This is a genomic window from Micromonospora sp. CPCC 205554, from assembly GCF_036902745.1.
Classification (GTDB): Bacteria; Actinomycetota; Actinomycetes; order Mycobacteriales; family Micromonosporaceae; genus Micromonospora; species Micromonospora tulbaghiae.
Genome location: NZ_JBAKHP010000001.1, coordinates 46512 through 64667, shown reverse-complemented (window position 1 = coordinate 64667; position 18156 = coordinate 46512). Strand labels below are relative to the sequence as shown.

Here is an 18156-nt window from a genome sequence, read left to right as displayed (position 1 = left end):
TGGAACAGGACCTACCCCACTGTACGGTCGCCGGCCGGTGCCCGCCGGGGACGCGACCCGGCACGGTGGTCCCGTGCCGGGTCGCGCCGGCGGTCAGCCGGCCGCGCAGGCCGGCGTGCCGGAGGGCGCCGTGCCGGTGCCCTGGAATCCGAACTCGGTGGTGCCACCGGCACCGACCTGGCGGTTGTAGTCCACGTTGCGGAACGTCACCGCACCGGTGGTGCCGCTGGCCTGGGCGCTCCAGGTGTTCGTGACGGCCGAGCCCGAGGGCACGGTGAGCGACACGGTCCACCCGTTGAGCCCGCTGGAACCCGCGGTGATCCGGACGTTGGTGACGAAGCCGCCCGGCCACTGGTTGGTGGTGAACGTCGCGGTGCAGGCGCCGGTCGGCGGGGGAGTCGTCGGCGGCGCGCTGGTCGGCGGCGTGCTGGTCGGCGGCGTCGACGTGGGCGGGGTGCTGGTCGGCGGCGCGGTGGTGGGCGGCGGGGTGCCGCCCTCGTTGAGCGCGTTCAGCACGGCCGTGTACGCCTGCTTCTTGTTGCCGCTGCCGTCGAACAGCAGCGGGGTGCCGCTGGCCCGCCAGGAGTCGGTGTCCCGGATGCCCCAGACGGTGATGCCGTTGCAGCGCGGCACGGCCAGGCAGTCCCGGGTCACGTTGCCGTACGTGGTGGCCTGGCTGCTCCCGGAGCCTTCGATGTCCAGCTCGGTGATCTGCACGTCGACGCCGAGCGCGGCGAAGTTCTGCAGCGTGGTGCGGTAGTTGCTCGGGTACGGCGACCCGCTGTTGAAGTGCGACTGGAGGCCGACGCAGTCGATCGGCACGCCGCGGGCCTTGAAGTCCCGGACCATGTTGTAGACGCCCTGGGTCTTGGCCCACGACCAGTTGTCGGTGTTGTAGTCGTTGTAGCAGAGCTTGGCACCCGGGTCGGCGGCGCGGGCGGCGCGGAACGCGGCCTCGATCCAGTCGCTGCCGGTGCGCTCCAGGTTGGAGTTGCGGCGGGCGCCGCTGTTGCCGTCGTCGAACGCCTCGTTCACCACGTCCCAGGAGTGGATCTTGCCCCGGTAGTGGGTGGCGACCTGGGTGACGTGGTTGAGCATCGCCTGGCGCAGCGCGCTGCCGGACATGTTCTGCGCCCAGCCGGGCTGCTGCTGGTGCCAGAGCAGCGCGTGGCCGCGTACCCGCATGCCGTTGGCCTGGGCGTGCGCGACGAGGCGGTCGCCGCTGCTGAAGTTGAACTGGTTCTGGGACGGCTCGGTGGCGTCCCACTTCATCTCGTTCTCGGCGGTGACCATGTTGAACTCGCGGTTCAGGATGCCGACGTACGTGCTGTCGGACAACTTGTTCACCGCCACCGCCGTGCCGAAGTACCGGCCCTGCTCCGCCGCCGACGCGCCGAGCGTCGTGCCGGCGCTGGCACTGGTCGCCACCGCTATCGTGGCGGCGACCACCGCGGCCCCCGCCACCATCGCGACCACAGCGGTCCGCGGGCGTGACCGGGCTGCCGCGCTCCCGCTGCCGCGGGCGAGCACCTTGTCCATCTGAACGCCTCTCTAGCCTGTCAATGGGATCGGCTCGCCTCGGCCACCGCCCGCCACGACGTCGGCTCCGCGCGGCCGCCCGGTGGCCGCGCCAGGTCAGGGAGTGACTCCCCGGCACATCGTGAGTGGATCGAAGCGAATCTCTGCCCGGAGCCTACCGGAAGCGTTCCGAAAACTTAATCACCTCGATGCGTCGACATCGGGGCACGCGGCGCCGGGCGGACGGGCGGGAATCGCGTGCGGGCACGGCCTGCGTGCACGCCGTACCGCCCGCCCTGACTCCGAAAGTTTCGGAGACCGCCGGTTCTGCCGCTTGAGTCGATCGCGCCCGCGGGCCGATGCTTGACGAATCGACCGTAGACGATGGAGGAGGTCCTGGAGGATGCGCCGACCAGCGCTCGTCGTACTCGTCCTCGCCGCGCTGCTCGCCGGCACCCCGGCGGGCGCCCGGGCCGGCGCCGCCGCACCGCCGCCCGGCCCCGCCGCGCTCGCCGACCTCCGCACGCCCGGCACCGCCTGGGGGCACGACCCGGCCAGCGGCCGGCTCACGGTCACCGCCGACAACACGGTACGCGGGCGCGAGCTGGCCGCGTTGCGACGCACCGCCGACCGGGCCGGCGCGGTGCTGCGCCACGAACCCGGGCGGCTGCGCACGCTCGTCGCCGGCGGACAGGCGATCTACGGCGGCAGCGGGCGCTGCTCACTGGGGGCCAACGTACGCAGCGGCACCACCTGGTACTTCGTCACCGCCGGGCACTGCACCCGCCTCGCCGCCACCTGGTACGCCGACAGCGCCCGCACCACCGTGCTGGGCAGCCGGACCGGCAGCAGCTTCCCCGGCAACGACTACGGCGTGGTCCGCTACACCGGCACCGTCGCCCATCCGAGTGCGGTCCACACCTACCCCGGGCAGATCACCGTCACCGCCGCCGGCAGCGCGTACGTCGGGCAGGCGGTCTGCCGCAGCGGGGCCACCACAGGCGTGCGGTGCGGCACCGTCACCGGGCTGAACGCGACTGTCAACTACGCCGAGGGCAGCGTCACCGGGCTCATCCGGACCAACATCTGCGCCGAGCCGGGCGACAGCGGCGGCCCGCTCTACGTGGCCGCGACCGGCACCGTCATCGGCGTCCTCTCCGGCGGCAGCGGCAACTGCGCGAGCGGCGGTACCAGCTACTACCAGCCGATCCTGGAGATCCTCGCCGCGTACGGCCTGACCGTCCCGTGACCGGCGGTGCGGCCGGGGCGCCCGACGCGCCCCGGCCGGTGGTCAGCCCGCGCAGTTGTTGTTGCGCACCGGCCGGGTCAGCCGCTCCTGGTCCCCGAACGCCGCGTACACCCGCAGGTAGCACGGCAGGTCCACGTCACCGTAGTAGCTGACGACCTGGTCGTCGTAGTGCGTGGTGCCGCTGTCGGTCACCTGCCACGTGCCGCCGTCACCGGACTGGATCTCCCAGTAGACGTCGCCCGAGCAGCCGTCCAGGCCGCGCGACCAGGCGATCAGGTTCGCCCCGTTGTAGACCTCCGACTGCACCAGGGTGCAGGCCGCGGCCTGGGCCGGTGTCGTGACCGCGAGCAGGCCCGCGGCCGTCATCGCCCCGGCGCCGAGCGCCGCCATCAGCTTGCGCATGCTTCAGCTCCTCCACGGTGGATGGTGGATCTTTCCGCCGAGGGTAGCGGGAGGTGAAAACAAGCTTCAATGCCTGAGCGGTAAACCGTGGGAAATCTTCAGCTCGCGGTGTCGCCGGGCACGGCCATCTCGCCCAGGCGCGACCAGTCCTGCTGCGGCACCGTCACGTTGACGATCCTGGGCGTCTCGGCCAGGTGCGGAGGCAGCGTGCGCCGGGCGGTCCGGAAGTGCTCCGACTGCACGTGCGCCGCGCCCGCCTCGTCGTCGCGGAACGCCTCGACCAGCACGTACTCGGTCGGGTCGTCCAGGCTGCGGGACCAGTCGAACCACAGGCAGCCGGGCTCGGCCCGGGTCGCGGCGGTGAAGTCGGCGGCGATCTGCGGCCAGTTGTCGGCGTCCTCCGGACGGACCCGGAACTTCGCGGTAATGAAGATCATGGGATCAGGCTACCCAGGCCGGACAGGCCGCCGTGCGGCATCAGCTCTTGGCCGCCGGCCCGAGCAGTTCGGCCGCCCGCCGGTCGGCGAACGCGGTGACCGCCTGCTGCCCGGCGCCGAAGACGATCGCCAGGCCCAGCAGCGCGGCCGTGCTGCTCACGCTGGTCTCCACCAGGCCGCCGATGACCAGCATGATGCCGACCACCGCCACCAGCGGGCCGATCGCGAGCTTCAGCAGCCCCTGCTGGAACGGCAGCTTGTAGGGCAGCCCGCCGGACCGTGAGGTGATCATCGAGGGCAGCGCGCTGAGGAACGCGCCGAGCGCCCCGGCGATCAGCACGAAGAACAGCAGCCGCCAGGCCGGCACGCCACCGGCGTCGGTCGGCGCCTCCAGCAGCCGTACGTCGTGGCTGCGCCACTGCACCAGCACCACCAGGATCTCCGCCACCAGCGCGAACACCGACAGCCCCAGCATCCGGTTGCGCAGCCGGCGGGCCGACTCGTGGAACTCGTCGGACGCGGAGTGGTAGCGCAGCAGCAGTGCCTGCACCCGGGCGCGCAGCAGCGCGTCGGACGGGGTGCCGGCCGACGGGTCGAGATCGGTGAGCACCTTGTCGTCGGCCGGCAGCACCTGCGCCGCCGCGCTCCGGTACGCCGGCAGCAGCCCGGTCAGCTCGTCCGGGCTGCGCAGCGCCACCATCCCCCGCTCCACCGAGTGGATCGTCTGCCACGCGTACTCCAGGTTGCCGCCGCGCAACCACTCGACCACGCCGCTGCGTCCGAGCACCCCCTCCACCCCGGACAGCTGCGCGCGCAGCGCCCCGGCCCGCTCCGGGTCGCGCGCGGACAGCACCGCGAGCTGCTGGTACAGGTCGTCGAGTTTGGTCCGGACGCGGACCTGCCACACCGCGCCGGGAACCGGCGCGGCGGGCCGGACCAGCCGGTCCTCCGGCGCGTTCCGCGGACCGGGTACGGCCTCCGGCTGGGTCTCCTGTCCGATCATCGTGCCCCACCTCTTTCCCCCCACCCGGCGCGGGGCGCGCGCGAGCCTGCCACCAGTATTCGCAGGTCAGAGGCATAATGGCTAGCGCACAACGGACAGTCGGCCGGGTCGCGGCGGCGGTGGCGCCGACCTGACGGACGACACCGCGGCGCTCGGGCGGTCGGTAGCCTGAGCCGGTGACCGTCTACGCCCTCGCACAGCTCACCATCCACGACCGGGCGCGCTACGACAGGTATGCCGCCGCCTTCCCGCCGGTGCTGGCCCGCTACGGCGGGAAGCTGCTCGCCGCCGACACCGCCCCCCGCGTGGTCGAGGGCGACTGGCCGCACCAGAAGGCGGTACTGCTGTCGTTCGACAACCGCGAGGACTTCGAGCGCTGGTCCACCTCGCCGGAGTACCGGGAGATCTCCCGGGACCGGGAGGCGGCCACCGAGGGCGTGGTCCTGCTGCTCGACGGGATCGGTCACGCCTGGCCGGCCTGAGCCGTCAGAGCCGGTGGCGCACCCACACGTTGGGCTCGACGTACGCGGCGTGGTCGTGGTCGACGTCGACGAGCACCGGCGTCAGCGCGCCCGGCACGCGTACCGGGCCGGAGGTGTCGAACGGCAGCCCGGTCCAGCGCCGCCAGTCGGCGAGCGTGCCGGTCACCGTCATCGACCGGGGCGCGATCCGCTCGACGACCCCGCCCGCCCGCACGTGCACCCGCAGCCACGGGTCGGCCGGCAGCCCGTCCGGGCCGCGCCGGGCCACGTACTCGGTCATCGGCACGTCCGGGACGGCGGCCTTGCCGTTCGGGCGCACCGGCGCCACCAGCGTGTCGAAGCCCGCGCGGGCCACCGCCGCGCGCATGGCCGCGAGCATCAGCCCGGACAGCCCGCCGCCGCGCCGGTCCGGGCGCACGCAGATCTCCAGCGCCGACACCAGGTTCGGAGTGGACCCGGTGAGCCGGCCCAGCGTGGCCCGCTGGATCACCCGGTCCCAGCCGCCGTCGGGCAGCTCGTCCTCGGTCCAGCGCAGCGGCACCGCGTACCCCCGGGCCACCGCCCGGCCCGGCTCGGCCGGGTCGACGGCGGCGAAGACGAACTCGGGGTACGTCTCGTGCGCGACGCCGTAGTAGATCGCGCCCATCGGGTCCCAGAGCATGAACGGCGGCCAGGCGCCGTCGAAGTCGGCGTCCAGCAGCGGCGCCAGGTCGGGCCGCTGCGCCAGGGTCACGATCTCCACTGTCACGCCGGGCAGGCTAGAGCCGCGCGGCCCGGACCGCACGCCCTTTTGTCGGCGCCGGTGGCTAGGCTGCCGGCATGGCAGATCCGTTCCGGGTGCGCGTCACCGTGCGCGGCTACGAACTCGACACGCAGGGGCACCTCAACCAGGCGGTCTACCTCCAGTACGCCGAGCACGCCCGCTGGGAGTGCCTGCGCGCGTCCGGCATCGGCCAGGACCGGCTGCTCGCCGGCGGCGTCGGGCCGGTCGCGCTGGAGGTGACGGTGCGCTACCTGCGGGAGCTGCGCGGCGGCGACGAGGTCGACGTGACCTGCGAGTTCCACTGGGGCGAGGGCAAGACGTTCCGGATCGGCCAGGAGTTCACCCGTGCCGACGGCACCCCGGTCGCCTCGGTGACCGGCGTCGGCGGGCTGCTCGACCTCACCGGGCGGCGGCTCGTGGCCGACCCGCGCGAGCGGTTCCGGGCGCTGGCCACCGATCCCGTGCCGATGAACCTGTGACGCCCGGTCAGCCCGCCGCGCGCAGGTAGGCGAGCACGGCGAGCACCCGCCGGTTGGTGTCCTCGTCCGGCGGCAGGCCGAGTTTGGCCAGGATGTTGCCCACGTGCTTGCCGACCGCCGCCTCGGTGACGTACAGCCGGGCCGCGATGGCCGCGTTGGAGTGGCCCTCGGCGACCAGGCCCAGCACCTCCCGCTCACGGGGGGACAGCGTGCCGAGCGGGTCGCGCGGACGCCGCAGCAGGTGCCGCACCACGTCCGGGTCGACGGCGGTGCCGCCGGCCGCCACCCGGCGCAGCGTCGCGGCGAACTCCGCGACGTCGGCCACCCGGTCCTTGAGCAGGTAGCCGACCCGGTTGCCGTCGCCGCTGTCGAGCAGCGCGGCGGCGTACCCGCTCTGCACGTGCTGGCTGAGCACCACCACGGCGAGGTCCGGGCGTTCGGCACGCAGCGTGACGGCCGCGCGCAGGCCGTCGTCGCGATGCTGCGGCGGCATCCGGATGTCGGTCACCAGGAGGTCGGGCCGGTGCGTGCGCACCGCGTCGAGCAGCTCCGGGGCGGAGCCGACCGCGGCGTCCACCGCGAAGCCGAACCGGGTCAGCAGGCCCACCAGGCCCTCCCGGAGCAGCACCTCGTCCTCGGCCAGGACGACCCGGGTCACGGACGGCACGGCAGCTCCACCCGCACGAGGGTAGGCCCACCGGGCGGGCTGGACAGCAGCAGCCGCCCGTCCGCCGCGGCCACCCGGTCCGCGAGCCCGGTCAGGCCGGTGCCGCGCGCCGGGTCGGCGCCGCCCCGGCCGTCGTCGCGTACCTCCACCACCAGCAGGCGGTCGGTACGGGTCAGCCGCACCTGCGCCCGAGTGGCCCCGGCGTGCCGGGCGACGTTGCCGAGCGTCTCCGAGACCACGTACCAGGCGGTGGTCTCCACCAGGTCGGGCACCGGGCGGGTCAGGTCGGCGTGCACGGTGACCGGGACGACCGACCGGGCGGCCAGGTCGCCGACGGCGGCGGCCAGACCGAGTTCGGTGAGCTGTGGCGGGCGGATGCCCTGCACTATGCCGCGCAACGTCACCATCAGCTCCTTGGCCTGCTCGTGCGCCGCCGCGAGCGGCTTCGCCACCGGGGAGTCGTCCGGCACGTCCAGGCGGGCCAGCCCGAGCTGGAGGGTGAGACTGGTCAGGCGTGGCTGCACGCCGTCGTGCACGTCCCGCTCGATGCGGCGCCGCTCCGCCTCGTAGGCGCTCACCAGGCGGGCACGGGACCGGGTCACCTCGCGCAGGGCCGTCCCGGCGGGCGCGTCGTCGAGCAGCAGGCGGGTCACCGCCGCCTGCACCGCGACGAGCAGGCCGGCCAGGTAGACCAGTGCCGGGGCCGCCAGCAGGCCGGCGAAGGCGTACGGCACCGCCTCGGCCGGGGAGTCGACAGTGGCCCAGACCAGCACGATCCGGTCCTCGCCGCCGGCCAGCCAGGGACCGGCGACGAGCGCCGCGTCCAGCAGCACGAGCAGCCCGAACATCCCGTACGCCAGCGGCACCGCCGCACCCAGCACGGCCAGGTACGCGCCCTCCCGCCACCCGGTGGCGGTGGTGAAACGGGCGGCGAGCCCGCGCCACCTCGGCGCGGTCACCGGGCGGTCGTCGACCAGGCCGAGGCGCCACCGCTCGAACGCGGCCAGCGGCGCGCCGGCCAGCGGAGCGAGCGCCACCACCGCCAGCGCCACCACGGCCAGCGCCGCCAGCGCCCCGGCGTCGACCGGGCGGCCCCGCCGCAGCGCGGCGGCCACCAGCAGCAGCGGCGCGGCGACGACCGCCGCGCCGAGCGCCGCCGCGCCGGCCAGGGGCAGGGTCGTGACGGCGTACGCCAGGGCCCGCCACGGCCACGCGGAGAGCAGGTAGCGGCGGCGGCGCAACGCGACGGCCAGCCCGTGATCAACTGTCATGGCCCGACGCTAGCCAGACCACGCCGCCCGGCCCAGCCGGTTGGACCCCGCTCTCCGGGTAGGTCTGGCCCTACCCCGAACCGGCCCGCCACGCCCCGTGCGCCGGGACGCCCTCGGGCGGTGCACTCGGCGGATGAGAAACCGCCTCGCGGGCGCCTGCTGGCTGCTCGCCACCGTGTCGTTCCTGGTCGCCAACGTGGTCGTCGGCCTGGCCTGGGACCAGCCCCGGTTCAGCTGGGCCGAGCACAACATCAGCGACCTCGGCAACGTCACCTGCGGCGTGTGGGACACCAGCCGCCCGCGTCCGGTCTGCTCGCCCTGGCACCCCGCGATGAACGCCGTATTCGTCGGCGCCGGGCTGCTGCTCGCGCTCGGCGCGCTGCTCGCACACCGCGCGCTGCGCCCGGGCCGCGCCGCGGCCGTCGCCGTCGCATCGATCGTGGCCGCCGGGTCCGGGTACGTGCTGGCCGGCCTCCACCCGGCGGACGTGGACGAGAACCTGCACGTGCTCGGCGCGCTGCTGGTCTTCGCGCCCGGCAACGCCGCGCTGCTCGCCGCCGCGCTCGCCCGCCGGTCGCCGCTGCCGCGCGAGCTGCGGAGCGTCAGCGCCCTCCTGGGTCTGCTCGGGCTCGCCGCCACCGTGCTGTTCCTGTCCCGGGTGGACGCCGGCATCGGCGTGGGCGGCATGGAACGCGTCGCCGTGTTCCCGCTGTTCGCCTGGGTGACGGCGGCCGGGCTCCGGCTGCTGTGGTCGTGTCGGTCCCGGCCCCTATCCTGACCGGATGGAGCTGGCGTTCAGCGGCGAGGTGTGGTTTTGGCGCGGCCCAGCGCCGTACCACTTCGTCACGGTGCCCGACGAGCAGAGCGCGGCGATCGAGGCCGCCTCGGCGTCGGTCACCTACGGCTGGGGCATGATCCCGGTGACGGTCCGCATCGGTGACACCGACTGGCGGACGTCGCTGTGGCCCAAGGACGGCCGGTACGTGGTGCCGCTGCGGGTCGCGGCGCGCCGGGCGGAGGGCATCGAGCTGGGCGACCGGGTCGACGTGCGGCTGACGGTGGACGTGTGACCGGGCCGGAGCCGGCCGAGGCGGCCCGGCTGCTCGCCGCCGCGCGGCGGCCGGTGGTCTTCACCGGGGCGGGCATGTCGGCCGAGAGCGGCGTGCCGACGTTCCGCGACGCGCAGACCGGGCTCTGGCAGCGCTACGACCCGCAGGAGCTGGCGACCCCGGCGGCGTTCCGGGCCGACCCGGCGCTGGTCTGGGGCTGGTACGAGGCACGCCGGCGTGGGGTGCGGCGGGCGCTGCCGAATCCGGGGCACCGGGCGGTGGCGGCGATCCAGGCCCGCCTCCCGGAGACGGTGGTGATCACGCAGAACGTCGACGACCTGCACGAGCGCGGCGGCGTGCCCGCCCCGGTACGCCTGCACGGCAGCCTGTTCGCGCCTCGCTGCTCGGCCTGCGCCCGGCCTGCGCCGCTGCCGTCCGACCTGCCACCGCACGACGAACTGGAACCGCACGACGAACTGGAACCGCATGGCGGGCCGGAGTCGCGCGGCGAGCCGGAACCGCACGACGGGCCGCTGACCCCGCCCTCGTGCGCCGGATGCGGTGCGCCGGTGCGGCCCGGGGTGGTGTGGTTCGGCGAGGCGCTGCCGTCGGCCGCGCTGGACGCGGCGGTCGAGGCGGCGGCCGGCTGCGACCTGCTGCTGACGGTGGGCACCTCGGCGCTCGTGCACCCGGCCGCCGAGATCCCGCTCGTGGCGGCCCGTCTCGGCGCGCCCGTGGTGCAGGTGAACCCGGTGCCGACGCCGCTGGACGCGATCTGCGCGGTGAACCTGCGCGGCCCGGCCGGCGAGGTGCTGCCCGCGCTGGTCCGCGCCGCCTGGCCGGATGCCGACGTCGGCTGAACCGACCCCCGCCCCGCCGCCCGTCGTGCGGCCCGGCGGGACGCCGGTGCGGCGGACCGGGCGGGGCGTGATCGCGGGAATCGCCCGGTTGAATCGTCCGGGGCCGCCTACCGTCGGCGCAGGAGGTGGACCGGCGGAGGGCGGCGGACGTGGGACGCGAACGTGTGCGGCGGCGGCTGCGTGCGCCCCGGCCGGGGCCGGACCGGCGCCGGGTCACCCCGTTCGAGATCTTCTTCGACCTGGTCTTCGTCTTCGCGCTCACCCGGATCATGGCGCTGATCGAGCCGCACCCGACCCCGGCCGGGATGGCCAAGGGCCTGCTCCTGCTCGTGCTGCTCTGGGTGGCGTGGCTGTCGTACACCTGGTTGGGCAACCACACGCCCGCCGACGTCGGGGTGGTGCGCGGCGGGTTCCTGGTCGCGATGGCCGCGTTGTTCCTGGCCGCGCTCGCCATGCCGGAGGCGTGGACGCCGGGGCCGGGGCTGGACGGGCCGCTGATCGTCGTGCTGGCGTACGTGGTGCTGCGCGTGGTGCACCTGACGCTGTTCCACTGGGCCGCGTCGGGTGACCCGGAACTGCGCGCCCGGATCCGGTTCTTCGCGTTCGTCAGCGCCGTGGGCTGGGTGCCGCTGCTGCTCGGCGCGCTGCTGGACGGGGCCGCCCACGCGGCGCTGTGGGTGCTGGGCTTCGTCGTCGAGGTGGCCGGTCAACGGCTGTCGTACGCCCGCCGGGGCGCCTGGCCGCTGCGCAGCCCGACGCACTTCGCCGAGCGGTACGGCCTGGTGCTGATCATCTCGTTGGGGGAGTCGGTGGTGGCCGCGGGGGTTGGCGCGGCCTCGGCGGTCACCGAGCCGCCGGTCCTCGCCGTGGCGCTCGTCGCCTTCGTGGTGACCGTCTGCCTCTGGTGGCTCTACTTCCACCGCACGTCCCCGGCGGCGGCCCGGGCGCTCGCCGCCGCGCCGGCGGCGCAGCGGGACCGGATGGCCGCGGACGCCTACAGCCAGACCCATCTGCTGCTGGTCGCCGGTGTCATCTACCTGGCGCTGGGCATCGAACAGGTGCTGGAGCACGTCGCGGACCCGGAGGCCGGGCCCCGGCTGAACCCCTCGGCGGCGGTGGCGCTGTTCGGCGGCGCGGCCGTCTACCTGGCCGGACGGCTGCTGTTCCGCCGACTGACCGGGCAGCCGGTCGGACCGGCCCGGCTGGCCGTCGCCGGGGCGGCGCTGCCGCTGGCTTGGCTCGGGACGGTGCTGCCGCCACCGCTGGCGCTGGCGGCGCTGGCCGGGCTGCTGCTGGCCGCGATCGCCGTCGATCGGCTCGGCGGGCCCGCCGCCGCCGGACGATCGACGGTCACCGACCCGCATCGACCGGTCTGAGGCCGGAACACCGGGCGTGGCGGTGAGCCTCACGCGCCGCGCGGCGCCCGCTTCGGGAAGACGGTGTACGCGACCGGCCAGAACACCAGCCAGCCCGCCATCACCAGGGTGAGCCGGCCGGTCCACGCCCACAGCTCGGCGGTGCGGTCGCCGTCGCCGACCACGGCGATGCCGGCGAGCAGCACGGCGCAGGCGACCGCCCAGCCCACCATGCCCTTGCCCCACTCGCGCCACTCGTGCCGGGCCCGCGCCATCCCGTACTTCGGGGCCCGGCGCGGGGGAGGGCCGCCGGCGAACCGGTGCGCGAACCGTTCGTCGGCCCAGCGCACCATGCTGTGCCCGAACGCCACCGAGAACCCGAGGTACGCGGCGGCGAGGCCGTGGGCGAACGTGGCGGTGGCGCCCCGGCGCAGGTCGATCATCGTGGCGGCCAGCAGCACGAGGTCGACGACCGGCACGGCGATCAGCAGGGCGGCGCCGAGGCGGGGCCGCCGCAGCGGGTACCGGGCGATCAGCCCGGCGAGCAGCACCACCCAGAAGGCCACCTCGCATCCGACGATCACTGCCACGAGCATGCGGTCTCCCTTTTTAGTACGCTGTGCGATAACCGTAACAGCGGCCGTCGACCAGGTTCCGGAGGGGCCCGTGCCCAAGATCGTCGACCACGACGCGCGCCGTGCCGAACTGGCGCGGGCGATGTGGCGGGTCGTCTACCGCGACGGCGTAGGCGCCGCCACCGTCCGCAGCATCGCGGCCGAGGCGGGCTGGTCACCGAGCGCGCTGCGGCACTACTTCGCCACCCAGACCGAGCTGCTGCTCTTCGCCATGGAGCACGTGCAGGCCGAGGCGGCCGAGCGGATCACCACCGGCGACCGCACGGGCAGCCCGCGCCAGGTCGCCCAGCGGATCCTGGAACAACTGCTGCCGCTGGACCGCCAGCGCGCCCGCGAGGCCGAGGTGTGGCTGCTGCTCGCCGCGCGCGCCCAGACCGACCCGGACGCGCGGGCCCGGACGGCCGACGCGGACGACGGCATCCGCCGCGCCGTCGAGTTCGCCGTCGCGCTGCTCACCGGGGAACCGGCCGCCGACGCCGAGGCGGTCGCCCGGCTGCACGCCCTCCTCGACGGGCTCGCGCTGCACGCGCTGCTGTACCCCGAGCGGATGCCGCCCGCGCGCGCCCGGGAACTGCTCGGCGCGCACCTGGACACGCTGGCCGCCTCCTGACCGCCTCAGTCGCCCGGCGGCCGGCCCATCGCCGCGCCCAGCTCGGCGCGGCTGGCGATGCCCAGCTTGCGGTAGACCCGGGCCAGGTTGGCCTCCACCGTCTTCGGGCTGATGTAGAGCGCGTCGGCGATGAGCCGGTTCGTCTGCCCCCGGGCGGCGAGCCGGGCGACCCGCTCCTCGGTGGCGGTGAGCGTCGTCGGGGCCGGGGTGCGGGCGCCGATGCGGCCCAGCTCCGCCCGCGCCCGGTCGGCGAACGCGGACGCGCCGAGCGCGTCGAACTCGGCCACCGCCGCGTCGAGCGCCGCCCGCGCCTCCCGGCGCCGCCGCACCCGCCGGTACGCGCGGCCGGCGGCGAGCAGGCAGCGGGCCCGGTCCAGCGGCAGCACCCCCTCCGGCACCGCGGCCCGGGCCTGCGTCAGCGCGTCCAGCGCCTCTCCCGGATCCGCCCCGGTCGCGCCGGCCAGCAGCACCCGGCTGCGAGCCAGGCCGAGCGTCGTCCAGGGGCGCGGCAGCCTGCTGTGGCGCCCGGCCAGCCGGTCCAGCGCCGTGTGCGCGGTGTCCAGGTCACCGGCGCCCACGCACGCCTCGATCCAGTCCGGCTCGAAGCGCTGCCCCAGCGGTTCGGCGATGCCCGACCCGTCCAGATCGGCGGCGAGCGCGCCGAACGCCGTCGCGGCGGTGGCCCACTCCCCGGACGCCAGCGCCACCAGCCCGGTGAGTTGGTGGTGCAGTCGCCGGCTCCACGCGTCGGCGAGGTCGTCGTCGCGGCGCAGTCCGGCGGCGGCGGCGCCCGCCCGCGCCAACCGGCCCCGGTGCGCGTCGAGCACACCGCCCAGCCAGCTCTCGCCCACCAGCCCGGTACCCAGCTGCTCACCCAGGTCACGGGCGGCGGCGATGTGCGAACCGGCCTCGGCGAAGCGCCCCGCCAGCAGTTCCGTCTCGCCGAGATGGGTCAGCACCTCGTGCCGCAGCGGGTCGTCGCCCCGCGCCACCGCCAGGTCCAGCATCAGGTGCAGCCGGGCCCGCGCCCGGTCGTGGTCGTCGACCGACTTCCACCAGATCGCCGGCACCGAACCGGCCAGGAAGGACGGCTCGCCCGCCTCCAGCGCCAGCGCCCGGTCCAGCAGTTCCGTGGGCGCCGGGCCGCCGGCGCGTACCTCGTTGAAGAACAGCAGCAGCAGCGCGGCGGTCAGCAGCGGGCGGTGCTCGTCGCGGCCGGACAGGCGGGCGATCGCGGCCCGCGCGTGCCGGCGGGCGGGCTCCGGCTGGTCGTGGAACATGGTCAGGTGCGTGTGGATCCGCCCGGCCAGGTCACCGTCCGGCCCGGCGGCGGCGAGTGCCTGCTCGGCGACGCGGACGGCGGTGACCAGGTCGTCGGCGCACCACGCGACGAGCGCGCGCAACAGCAGCGCCTCGCCCCGCTCGGCGCCGGTCAGGTCGCCGGCCGCCGCCTCGGCGGCCCGCCCGGCCGTCGCGTAGTCGCCGCTGTCGATGCGGCACTGGACCGCGTCGAGGCGACGCCGGTTGCGGTCGGCGGCGTCGGACGGCGGGGTCAGCTCGGCCGCCCGGGCGTACCAGTCGGCGGCGAGCGCCGAGGCGCCACGCATCCGCTGCCGGGCCGCCGCGGCGGCCAGGTCGCCGGCGACGGCGGCGTCCGGCGCCACTGTGCACCGGGACAGGTGCCGGGCCCGCTCGTCCGGGTCGGCGACCGCGCCGGCGAGCAGCGCGTGCAGCCGCCGCCGGGCCCCCGGCGGGATGCTCTCGCGCACCGCCGCCGCGTACCGGGGGTGCGCGAAGTCGATCCGGCTCGGAGTGACCACGACCAGCCCGGCGTCCTCGGCCGCGTCCAGCGCGCCGGCCGGCACGCCCGCCGCCGCCAGGTCCCGCAGCGTGGGCACGGTCAGCAGCGCGGCCAGCCGCACCGCGTCGCGGCTCGGGCCGGGCAGCGCCCGCAGCGTCTCCGCGAGCAGCAGGCGCAGCGACGACGGTACGGGTAGGTCCTCGTCGTGCGCGGGCGGGCGGGGCAGCCGCAGCACCGCCCGGGCCAGTTCGATCGCCAGCAGCGGGTTGCCGTCGGCGTCGCGGGCCAGGCGGTCGGTGAGCGGACGGCTGAGCGTGCCGCCGAGCCGGGCCGCCAAGACGCGGTGCAGGTCGGGCGGGGTGAGCGGAGGTACGTCGGCGCGCAGCAGCGGATGCCGTCCGGCCGGGTCGTCGTCCAGCCCGAGCGGCACCGGGACCGGCGGGCTGTCCCCGGTGCGGTGGGTGGCCAGGACGGCGGGCCACCGGGCCAGCCGGCGCAGCGCGAACCGCAGCGCCCGGGCGCTCGGCGGGTCCAGCCACTGCGGATCGTCGACCGCGAGCAGGACCCGGGACGCACCGGTGACCGCCGCGTCGAGCAGCGTACGGGTGGCCGCCCCCACCGCCCGCTCGTCCACCGCGCCGTCGTGCTCACCGGTCAGCAGCACCATGTCGGCCGCGACCCGCTGCGGCGCGGGCAGCCCTGATAGCGCGTCGGCCAGCGGGCGGAGCACGTCGGCCAGCGCCGCGTACGGCAGCGCGGTCTCGGCCTCGGTGGGCGCGGCGGACAGCACCCGCCAGCCGGTCCGCCCGGCGTGGGCGACCACTGCTCGCCAGAGCGCGGTCTTGCCGATGCCGCTGGGACCGTCGAGCAGCACCGGCGTGCCGGTGCTCAGGGCACGCCACACCCGCTCGACGACCGCGTCGCGGCCGACCAGTGCGGCGTCCATGGCGGGATGGTGGCACAGCCGTGCCCGCGAACCCAGCGTCGGCGCGGCCTAGCCCGGAAGCTGTCCGCATATCGAGACGGGCGGGATCACCTCCTGGTTGCGGTAGACGACGGCGCTCCAGCTCGGCCCGCCCGACGCCACGATCGGCGGGATCCGGGGCGCGCGGGACGGGCTGAGCAGGCCGAGGAACTTGTTGATCACCTGGACGACGGGTTCCAGGATCCGGTAGCCGATCCCGAACCGCGCGTGCACACCGAGGCCGACGCCCCGGCACAGCGCGTACGGTGCGCCGAGCGCGGAACCGATGGTGGCGCCGTACGAGGCGATCAGCTCGAACCAGATGCCGGCGGTGAACAGGAACGCGCTGATCCCCATGGTGAACCGCACGCCGTGCCGCACGACCAGGCCCGTCACGCCCACCGGCACGCCGGTGAGCGAGTCGAGCAGGCTCACCCGGCGCGCGAAGCCCTCCGTCACGCGCGAGCCCACCTGACCGTTCGCGTAACCGAACCCGAGCCTGCCGGCCAGCGCGTACTCGCCGGCGCCGCGGAACGTGCCCCGGCGCGCGCCGAACGCGGTGGCCACTTCCAGCGTCTGGCTCACCGTGAACGACAGCGGCAGGCCGGCGACCAGCCCGATCGGGAACGCGATGTCGACCGGGACCGGGAACGTGCGGCGGTGGTTCTGCCCGCCGTCGATGCCGGCGGTGAAGTCCACCTTGATGCCGAAGCCGCCGCCGATCTCCAGCTCGGCCCGGGTCACCTTGCCCGCGCCGACGGCCAGGTGGAACGATGCGGCCGGGCTGCCGACGGTCAGCGTGACGGTCCCGGCCAGCCGGAGCCCGCCGTCGTCGTACGTGAAGTGCGTGCCGACGCCACCGGCGCAGCAGAACGTCTGCACCCGGTAGCCGTGGGCGGTGGCGCCCGCCTGCCCGCCCGGCGCCGGTGGCGGCTGCGCGGGTGCGACGGCGAGCGGACGCGACCGGCCCAGCGTGCCGCCGGCCGCCGCTGTCTCCCGGGTCCACGAGGGTTCACCCGCCACGTAGACGGTCGGGCGGTCGAGGGTGACGTCGTCCCCGCCGAACGTGCCGTCGCGGACCACCTCGGTGAGCGTGACCGGTCCGATCGTGACGACCAGGTCGCCGCCCTCCTCGGCCAGGTCGAGCACCCGGCCCACGCCGCGTCCGGTGAGGAACATGACCCGGCCGGGCGCGAGCCGGTCGGCGTCGCGCGCGCGGGGATCGAGCCGCCAGGTCAGCCCGTCCGGGCTCACCGAGCGCACGGTGCGGCTGCCGCCGCCGACCAGCACCACGTCCGGTTGCAGCGTGACGTCCTTCCCCGGCGCCGGCGCCTGCCCGTACCGGGGGTGCTCGCCGTCGCCCTCGTCCCCCGGGCCCGGCGTGGGCCCGCCGCAGCCGGTCACCAGGAGCAGCACCGCCAGGCCGGCCGCGAGCAGCCGCCGGCCGCGCACCGGCCGCCTCACATCCGGCCGGCGACGGTACGGGCGAGCCGTTCCAGCGGCGCCCGGTTCTCCTGCGGGTCGTTGAGCCGTACCAGCCGCACCGCGACCCACAGTTCGCCCTTGCGCAGGAAGAACGCCTCATAGGTGAGCAGCGCCTCGTCGGCCACCCCGGACAACTCGCGGATCTCGTGTCCGAGCTGCCGCTCGATGTCGAGGTACTTCTTGGCGCCCTCGCCCACGAACGCCTCGACCTGGGCGGTCGGCCCGCTCGTCGGTCCGGTGTAGGTGCACGACTGCCCGGCCACCACCGGTTCGTCCAGCGGCGTGCCGGCGAGGCGTTCCGCGTCGGCCTTCGACACCAGCGCGCACGCCTGCGGGGCGGCGGCGTCGTCCACCGGTTCCGTGCCCGGCTCGGCCGGAGCCTCCCCGGTCGGTTCCGCGACCGGCGCGCCCGCACCGGGCGGAGCGCCGCCGGCGGCCGGCGGTTCGCCGCCGCAGCCGGCGGACGCGGTGAGCAGGGTCGCGGTCAACGCGAGCGCGACCAGTCCGCGGGTTCGCATGCCTGCCCGCTCAGGCCGGGATCGCGTCGAGCGTACGGCGCAGGATCTGTTCGTTGCCCGCGGTGCCGCCGCCGAAGCTGCTGATGGTCACCGTGTACGTGCCCTTGCCGTCGATCAGCACCGCCTCGCCGCGGACGTCCTTGACCGCGAGGTAGCCCCGCTCGCCCCGGTCCAGGTCGACGACCTTCTCGTACTGCTGGCCGGCCTGGTCGTACTGGTAGTCGTAGGTGGCCTTGCCGGCCGTGGCGGAGGCGGTGGTGACGGCCAGCTGGGCGACGCCGTCGCCGAACGAGCAGTTCCCCTCGTCGCGCAGCTTCCGGTCGACCAGCTCGGAGACCTGGGCGGCGGTGAACGGGCACGGGGGCCGGACGTCGCCGGCCGCGCCCGCGTCCACGTCGCCGCCGTCCTCGTCCGCAGCGGTGCCGGCCGATCCGCTGTCGAGGATCCCGTCGCCGGAGTCGCACCCGGCCGGCCCGAGCAGGGCGAGCAGCAGCAGGGGCAGGATCAGCCCCCGCGGGAGCCCGCCGTCGCGGCGGGCACGGGCGGTCCGGGCCGGTGTGAGCGCGTCAGATGCCATGGGTCCGACGCTAGGTGCGTCGTCACCGGCC

Annotated in this window: 20 protein-coding genes; 8 read left to right on the top strand and 12 right to left on the bottom strand. The window is 75.5% G+C overall.

All coding sequences use genetic code 11. The annotated features are described in order from the left end of the window. Positions 1 to 93 precede the first annotated feature (93 nt). Positions 94 to 1539 carry an endo-1,4-beta-xylanase gene (locus tag V6U82_RS00330; protein WP_334458475.1) on the bottom strand — a complete coding sequence of 482 codons (1446 nt, stop codon included), beginning with the start codon at positions 1537 to 1539 and terminating at the stop codon, positions 94 to 96. Positions 1540 to 1921: 382 nt separating this feature from the next. On the opposite strand from V6U82_RS00330, the gene V6U82_RS00325 reads away from it, so the two are divergent. Continuing rightward, a complete protein-coding gene (locus tag V6U82_RS00325) occupies positions 1922 to 2767 on the top strand; it encodes a S1 family peptidase (RefSeq protein WP_334458474.1) in 846 nt (281 codons plus the stop codon). Positions 2768 to 2809: 42 nt separating this feature from the next. On the opposite strand, the gene V6U82_RS00320 is transcribed toward V6U82_RS00325, so the two are convergent. The 3 genes from V6U82_RS00320 to V6U82_RS00310 form a co-directional block, all read right to left on the bottom strand. Beyond that, positions 2810 to 3169 carry a hypothetical protein gene (locus V6U82_RS00320; protein ID WP_120569752.1) on the bottom strand — a complete coding sequence of 120 codons (360 nt, stop codon included), beginning with the start codon at positions 3167 to 3169 and terminating at the stop codon, positions 2810 to 2812. Positions 3170 to 3267: 98 nt separating this feature from the next. After that, positions 3268 to 3606: a putative quinol monooxygenase gene (locus V6U82_RS00315; protein WP_334458472.1), complete on the bottom strand. Its 339-nt coding sequence runs from the start codon at positions 3604 to 3606 to the stop codon at positions 3268 to 3270. Positions 3607 to 3646: 40 nt separating this feature from the next. Next, positions 3647 to 4609, bottom strand: coding sequence for a hypothetical protein (locus V6U82_RS00310; protein ID WP_187690116.1), 963 nt, complete (start codon positions 4607 to 4609; stop codon positions 3647 to 3649). A 176-nt stretch (positions 4610 to 4785) separates the two neighbouring features. On the opposite strand from V6U82_RS00310, the gene V6U82_RS00305 reads away from it, so the two are divergent. Then, entirely contained in the window at positions 4786 to 5091 is a 306-nt protein-coding gene (locus V6U82_RS00305) for a DUF1330 domain-containing protein (RefSeq protein WP_121684686.1), read from the top strand. Between the two features lie 4 nt (positions 5092 to 5095). On the opposite strand, the gene V6U82_RS00300 is transcribed toward V6U82_RS00305, so the two are convergent. Then, on the bottom strand, positions 5096 to 5839 hold the full coding sequence (locus tag V6U82_RS00300; RefSeq protein WP_334458470.1) for an N-acetyltransferase: 744 nt from the start codon (positions 5837 to 5839) through the stop codon (positions 5096 to 5098). Between the two features lie 71 nt (positions 5840 to 5910). Here V6U82_RS00300 and V6U82_RS00295 point away from each other — a divergent pair, with 71 nt between their 5' ends. Further along, a complete protein-coding gene (locus tag V6U82_RS00295; protein WP_121684684.1) occupies positions 5911 to 6333 on the top strand; it encodes an acyl-CoA thioesterase in 423 nt (140 codons plus the stop codon). A 7-nt stretch (positions 6334 to 6340) separates the two neighbouring features. Here the strand turns inward: V6U82_RS00295 and V6U82_RS00290 are convergent, their stop codons facing one another. Both V6U82_RS00290 and V6U82_RS00285 read right to left on the bottom strand, forming a co-directional pair. After that, complete coding sequence (locus V6U82_RS00290) at positions 6341 to 7000, bottom strand: response regulator transcription factor (RefSeq protein ID WP_334458468.1); 660 nt, start codon at positions 6998 to 7000, stop codon at positions 6341 to 6343. After that, positions 6988 to 8271, bottom strand: coding sequence for a sensor histidine kinase (locus V6U82_RS00285; RefSeq protein WP_334458467.1), 1284 nt, complete (start codon positions 8269 to 8271; stop codon positions 6988 to 6990). Before V6U82_RS00285 ends, V6U82_RS00290 begins: the two co-directional genes overlap by 13 nt. A 133-nt stretch (positions 8272 to 8404) precedes the next feature. Between V6U82_RS00285 and V6U82_RS00280 the strand changes: the two genes are divergently transcribed. The 4 genes from V6U82_RS00280 to V6U82_RS00265 all read left to right on the top strand — a co-directional run bounded on the left by V6U82_RS00280 (position 8405) and on the right by V6U82_RS00265 (position 11556). After that, positions 8405 to 9049, top strand: coding sequence for a DUF998 domain-containing protein (locus tag V6U82_RS00280; protein ID WP_334458465.1), 645 nt, complete (start codon positions 8405 to 8407; stop codon positions 9047 to 9049). A gap of 4 nt (positions 9050 to 9053) precedes the next feature. Continuing rightward, positions 9054 to 9341: a DUF1905 domain-containing protein gene (locus V6U82_RS00275; protein ID WP_120569760.1), complete on the top strand. Its 288-nt coding sequence runs from the start codon at positions 9054 to 9056 to the stop codon at positions 9339 to 9341. Beyond that, positions 9338 to 10180 carry an SIR2 family NAD-dependent protein deacylase gene (locus V6U82_RS00270; protein WP_334458463.1) on the top strand — a complete coding sequence of 281 codons (843 nt, stop codon included), beginning with the start codon at positions 9338 to 9340 and terminating at the stop codon, positions 10178 to 10180. The genes V6U82_RS00275 and V6U82_RS00270 overlap by 4 nt, the downstream gene beginning before the upstream one ends. Positions 10181 to 10329: 149 nt before the next feature. Beyond that, positions 10330 to 11556 (top strand): low temperature requirement protein A, encoded by a 1227-nt coding sequence (locus tag V6U82_RS00265; RefSeq protein ID WP_334458461.1) that lies wholly within the window; start codon positions 10330 to 10332, stop codon positions 11554 to 11556. 29 nt (positions 11557 to 11585) lie between these two features. On the opposite strand, the gene V6U82_RS00260 is transcribed toward V6U82_RS00265, so the two are convergent. Continuing rightward, positions 11586 to 12131 carry a hypothetical protein gene (locus V6U82_RS00260; protein ID WP_334458460.1) on the bottom strand — a complete coding sequence of 182 codons (546 nt, stop codon included), beginning with the start codon at positions 12129 to 12131 and terminating at the stop codon, positions 11586 to 11588. Positions 12132 to 12201: 70 nt separating this feature from the next. On the opposite strand from V6U82_RS00260, the gene V6U82_RS00255 reads away from it, so the two are divergent. Beyond that, the gene (locus tag V6U82_RS00255; protein ID WP_334458459.1) at positions 12202 to 12780 is read left to right on the top strand and encodes a TetR/AcrR family transcriptional regulator; all 579 of its coding nucleotides are present in this window, start codon (positions 12202 to 12204) and stop codon (positions 12778 to 12780) included. A 5-nt stretch (positions 12781 to 12785) separates the two neighbouring features. Here the strand turns inward: V6U82_RS00255 and V6U82_RS00250 are convergent, their stop codons facing one another. From V6U82_RS00250 to V6U82_RS00235, 4 genes are read right to left on the bottom strand one after another with little or no spacing between them, the layout of a single operon-like run. After that, on the bottom strand, positions 12786 to 15527 hold the full coding sequence (locus V6U82_RS00250) for an ATP-binding protein (protein WP_334458458.1): 2742 nt from the start codon (positions 15525 to 15527) through the stop codon (positions 12786 to 12788). 48 nt (positions 15528 to 15575) lie between these two features. Next, positions 15576 to 16997 carry a hypothetical protein gene (locus V6U82_RS00245; RefSeq protein WP_334458457.1) on the bottom strand — a complete coding sequence of 474 codons (1422 nt, stop codon included), beginning with the start codon at positions 16995 to 16997 and terminating at the stop codon, positions 15576 to 15578. Between the two features lie 8 nt (positions 16998 to 17005). After that, a complete protein-coding gene (locus V6U82_RS00240; protein ID WP_334458456.1) occupies positions 17006 to 17548 on the bottom strand; it encodes a hypothetical protein in 543 nt (180 codons plus the stop codon). A 10-nt stretch (positions 17549 to 17558) separates the two neighbouring features. Next, on the bottom strand, positions 17559 to 18125 hold the full coding sequence (locus V6U82_RS00235) for a hypothetical protein (RefSeq protein WP_334458455.1): 567 nt from the start codon (positions 18123 to 18125) through the stop codon (positions 17559 to 17561). Positions 18126 to 18156: the final 31 nt, after the last annotated feature.

Excerpts from the sequence above, each read along its gene's own strand:
- V6U82_RS00325 (WP_334458474.1), top strand. The coding sequence starts at position 1,922 with ATGCGCCGACCAGCGCTCGTCGTACTCGTCCTCGCCGCGCTGCTCGCC.
- V6U82_RS00250 (WP_334458458.1), bottom strand. The coding sequence starts at position 15,527 with ATGGACGCCGCACTGGTCGGCCGCGACGCGGTCGTCGAGCGGGTGTGG.
- V6U82_RS00315 (WP_334458472.1), bottom strand. The coding sequence starts at position 3,606 with ATGATCTTCATTACCGCGAAGTTCCGGGTCCGTCCGGAGGACGCCGAC.
- V6U82_RS00285 (WP_334458467.1), bottom strand. The coding sequence starts at position 8,271 with ATGACAGTTGATCACGGGCTGGCCGTCGCGTTGCGCCGCCGCCGCTAC.
- V6U82_RS00280 (WP_334458465.1), top strand. The coding sequence starts at position 8,405 with ATGAGAAACCGCCTCGCGGGCGCCTGCTGGCTGCTCGCCACCGTGTCG.
- V6U82_RS00235 (WP_334458455.1), bottom strand. The coding sequence starts at position 18,125 with ATGGCATCTGACGCGCTCACACCGGCCCGGACCGCCCGTGCCCGCCGC.
- V6U82_RS00295 (WP_121684684.1), top strand. The coding sequence starts at position 5,911 with ATGGCAGATCCGTTCCGGGTGCGCGTCACCGTGCGCGGCTACGAACTC.
- V6U82_RS00310 (WP_187690116.1), bottom strand. The coding sequence starts at position 4,609 with ATGATCGGACAGGAGACCCAGCCGGAGGCCGTACCCGGTCCGCGGAAC.
- V6U82_RS00240 (WP_334458456.1), bottom strand. The coding sequence starts at position 17,548 with ATGCGAACCCGCGGACTGGTCGCGCTCGCGTTGACCGCGACCCTGCTC.
- V6U82_RS00320 (WP_120569752.1), bottom strand. The coding sequence starts at position 3,169 with ATGCGCAAGCTGATGGCGGCGCTCGGCGCCGGGGCGATGACGGCCGCG.
- V6U82_RS00330 (WP_334458475.1), bottom strand. The coding sequence starts at position 1,539 with ATGGACAAGGTGCTCGCCCGCGGCAGCGGGAGCGCGGCAGCCCGGTCA.
- V6U82_RS00260 (WP_334458460.1), bottom strand. The coding sequence starts at position 12,131 with ATGCTCGTGGCAGTGATCGTCGGATGCGAGGTGGCCTTCTGGGTGGTG.
- V6U82_RS00275 (WP_120569760.1), top strand. The coding sequence starts at position 9,054 with ATGGAGCTGGCGTTCAGCGGCGAGGTGTGGTTTTGGCGCGGCCCAGCG.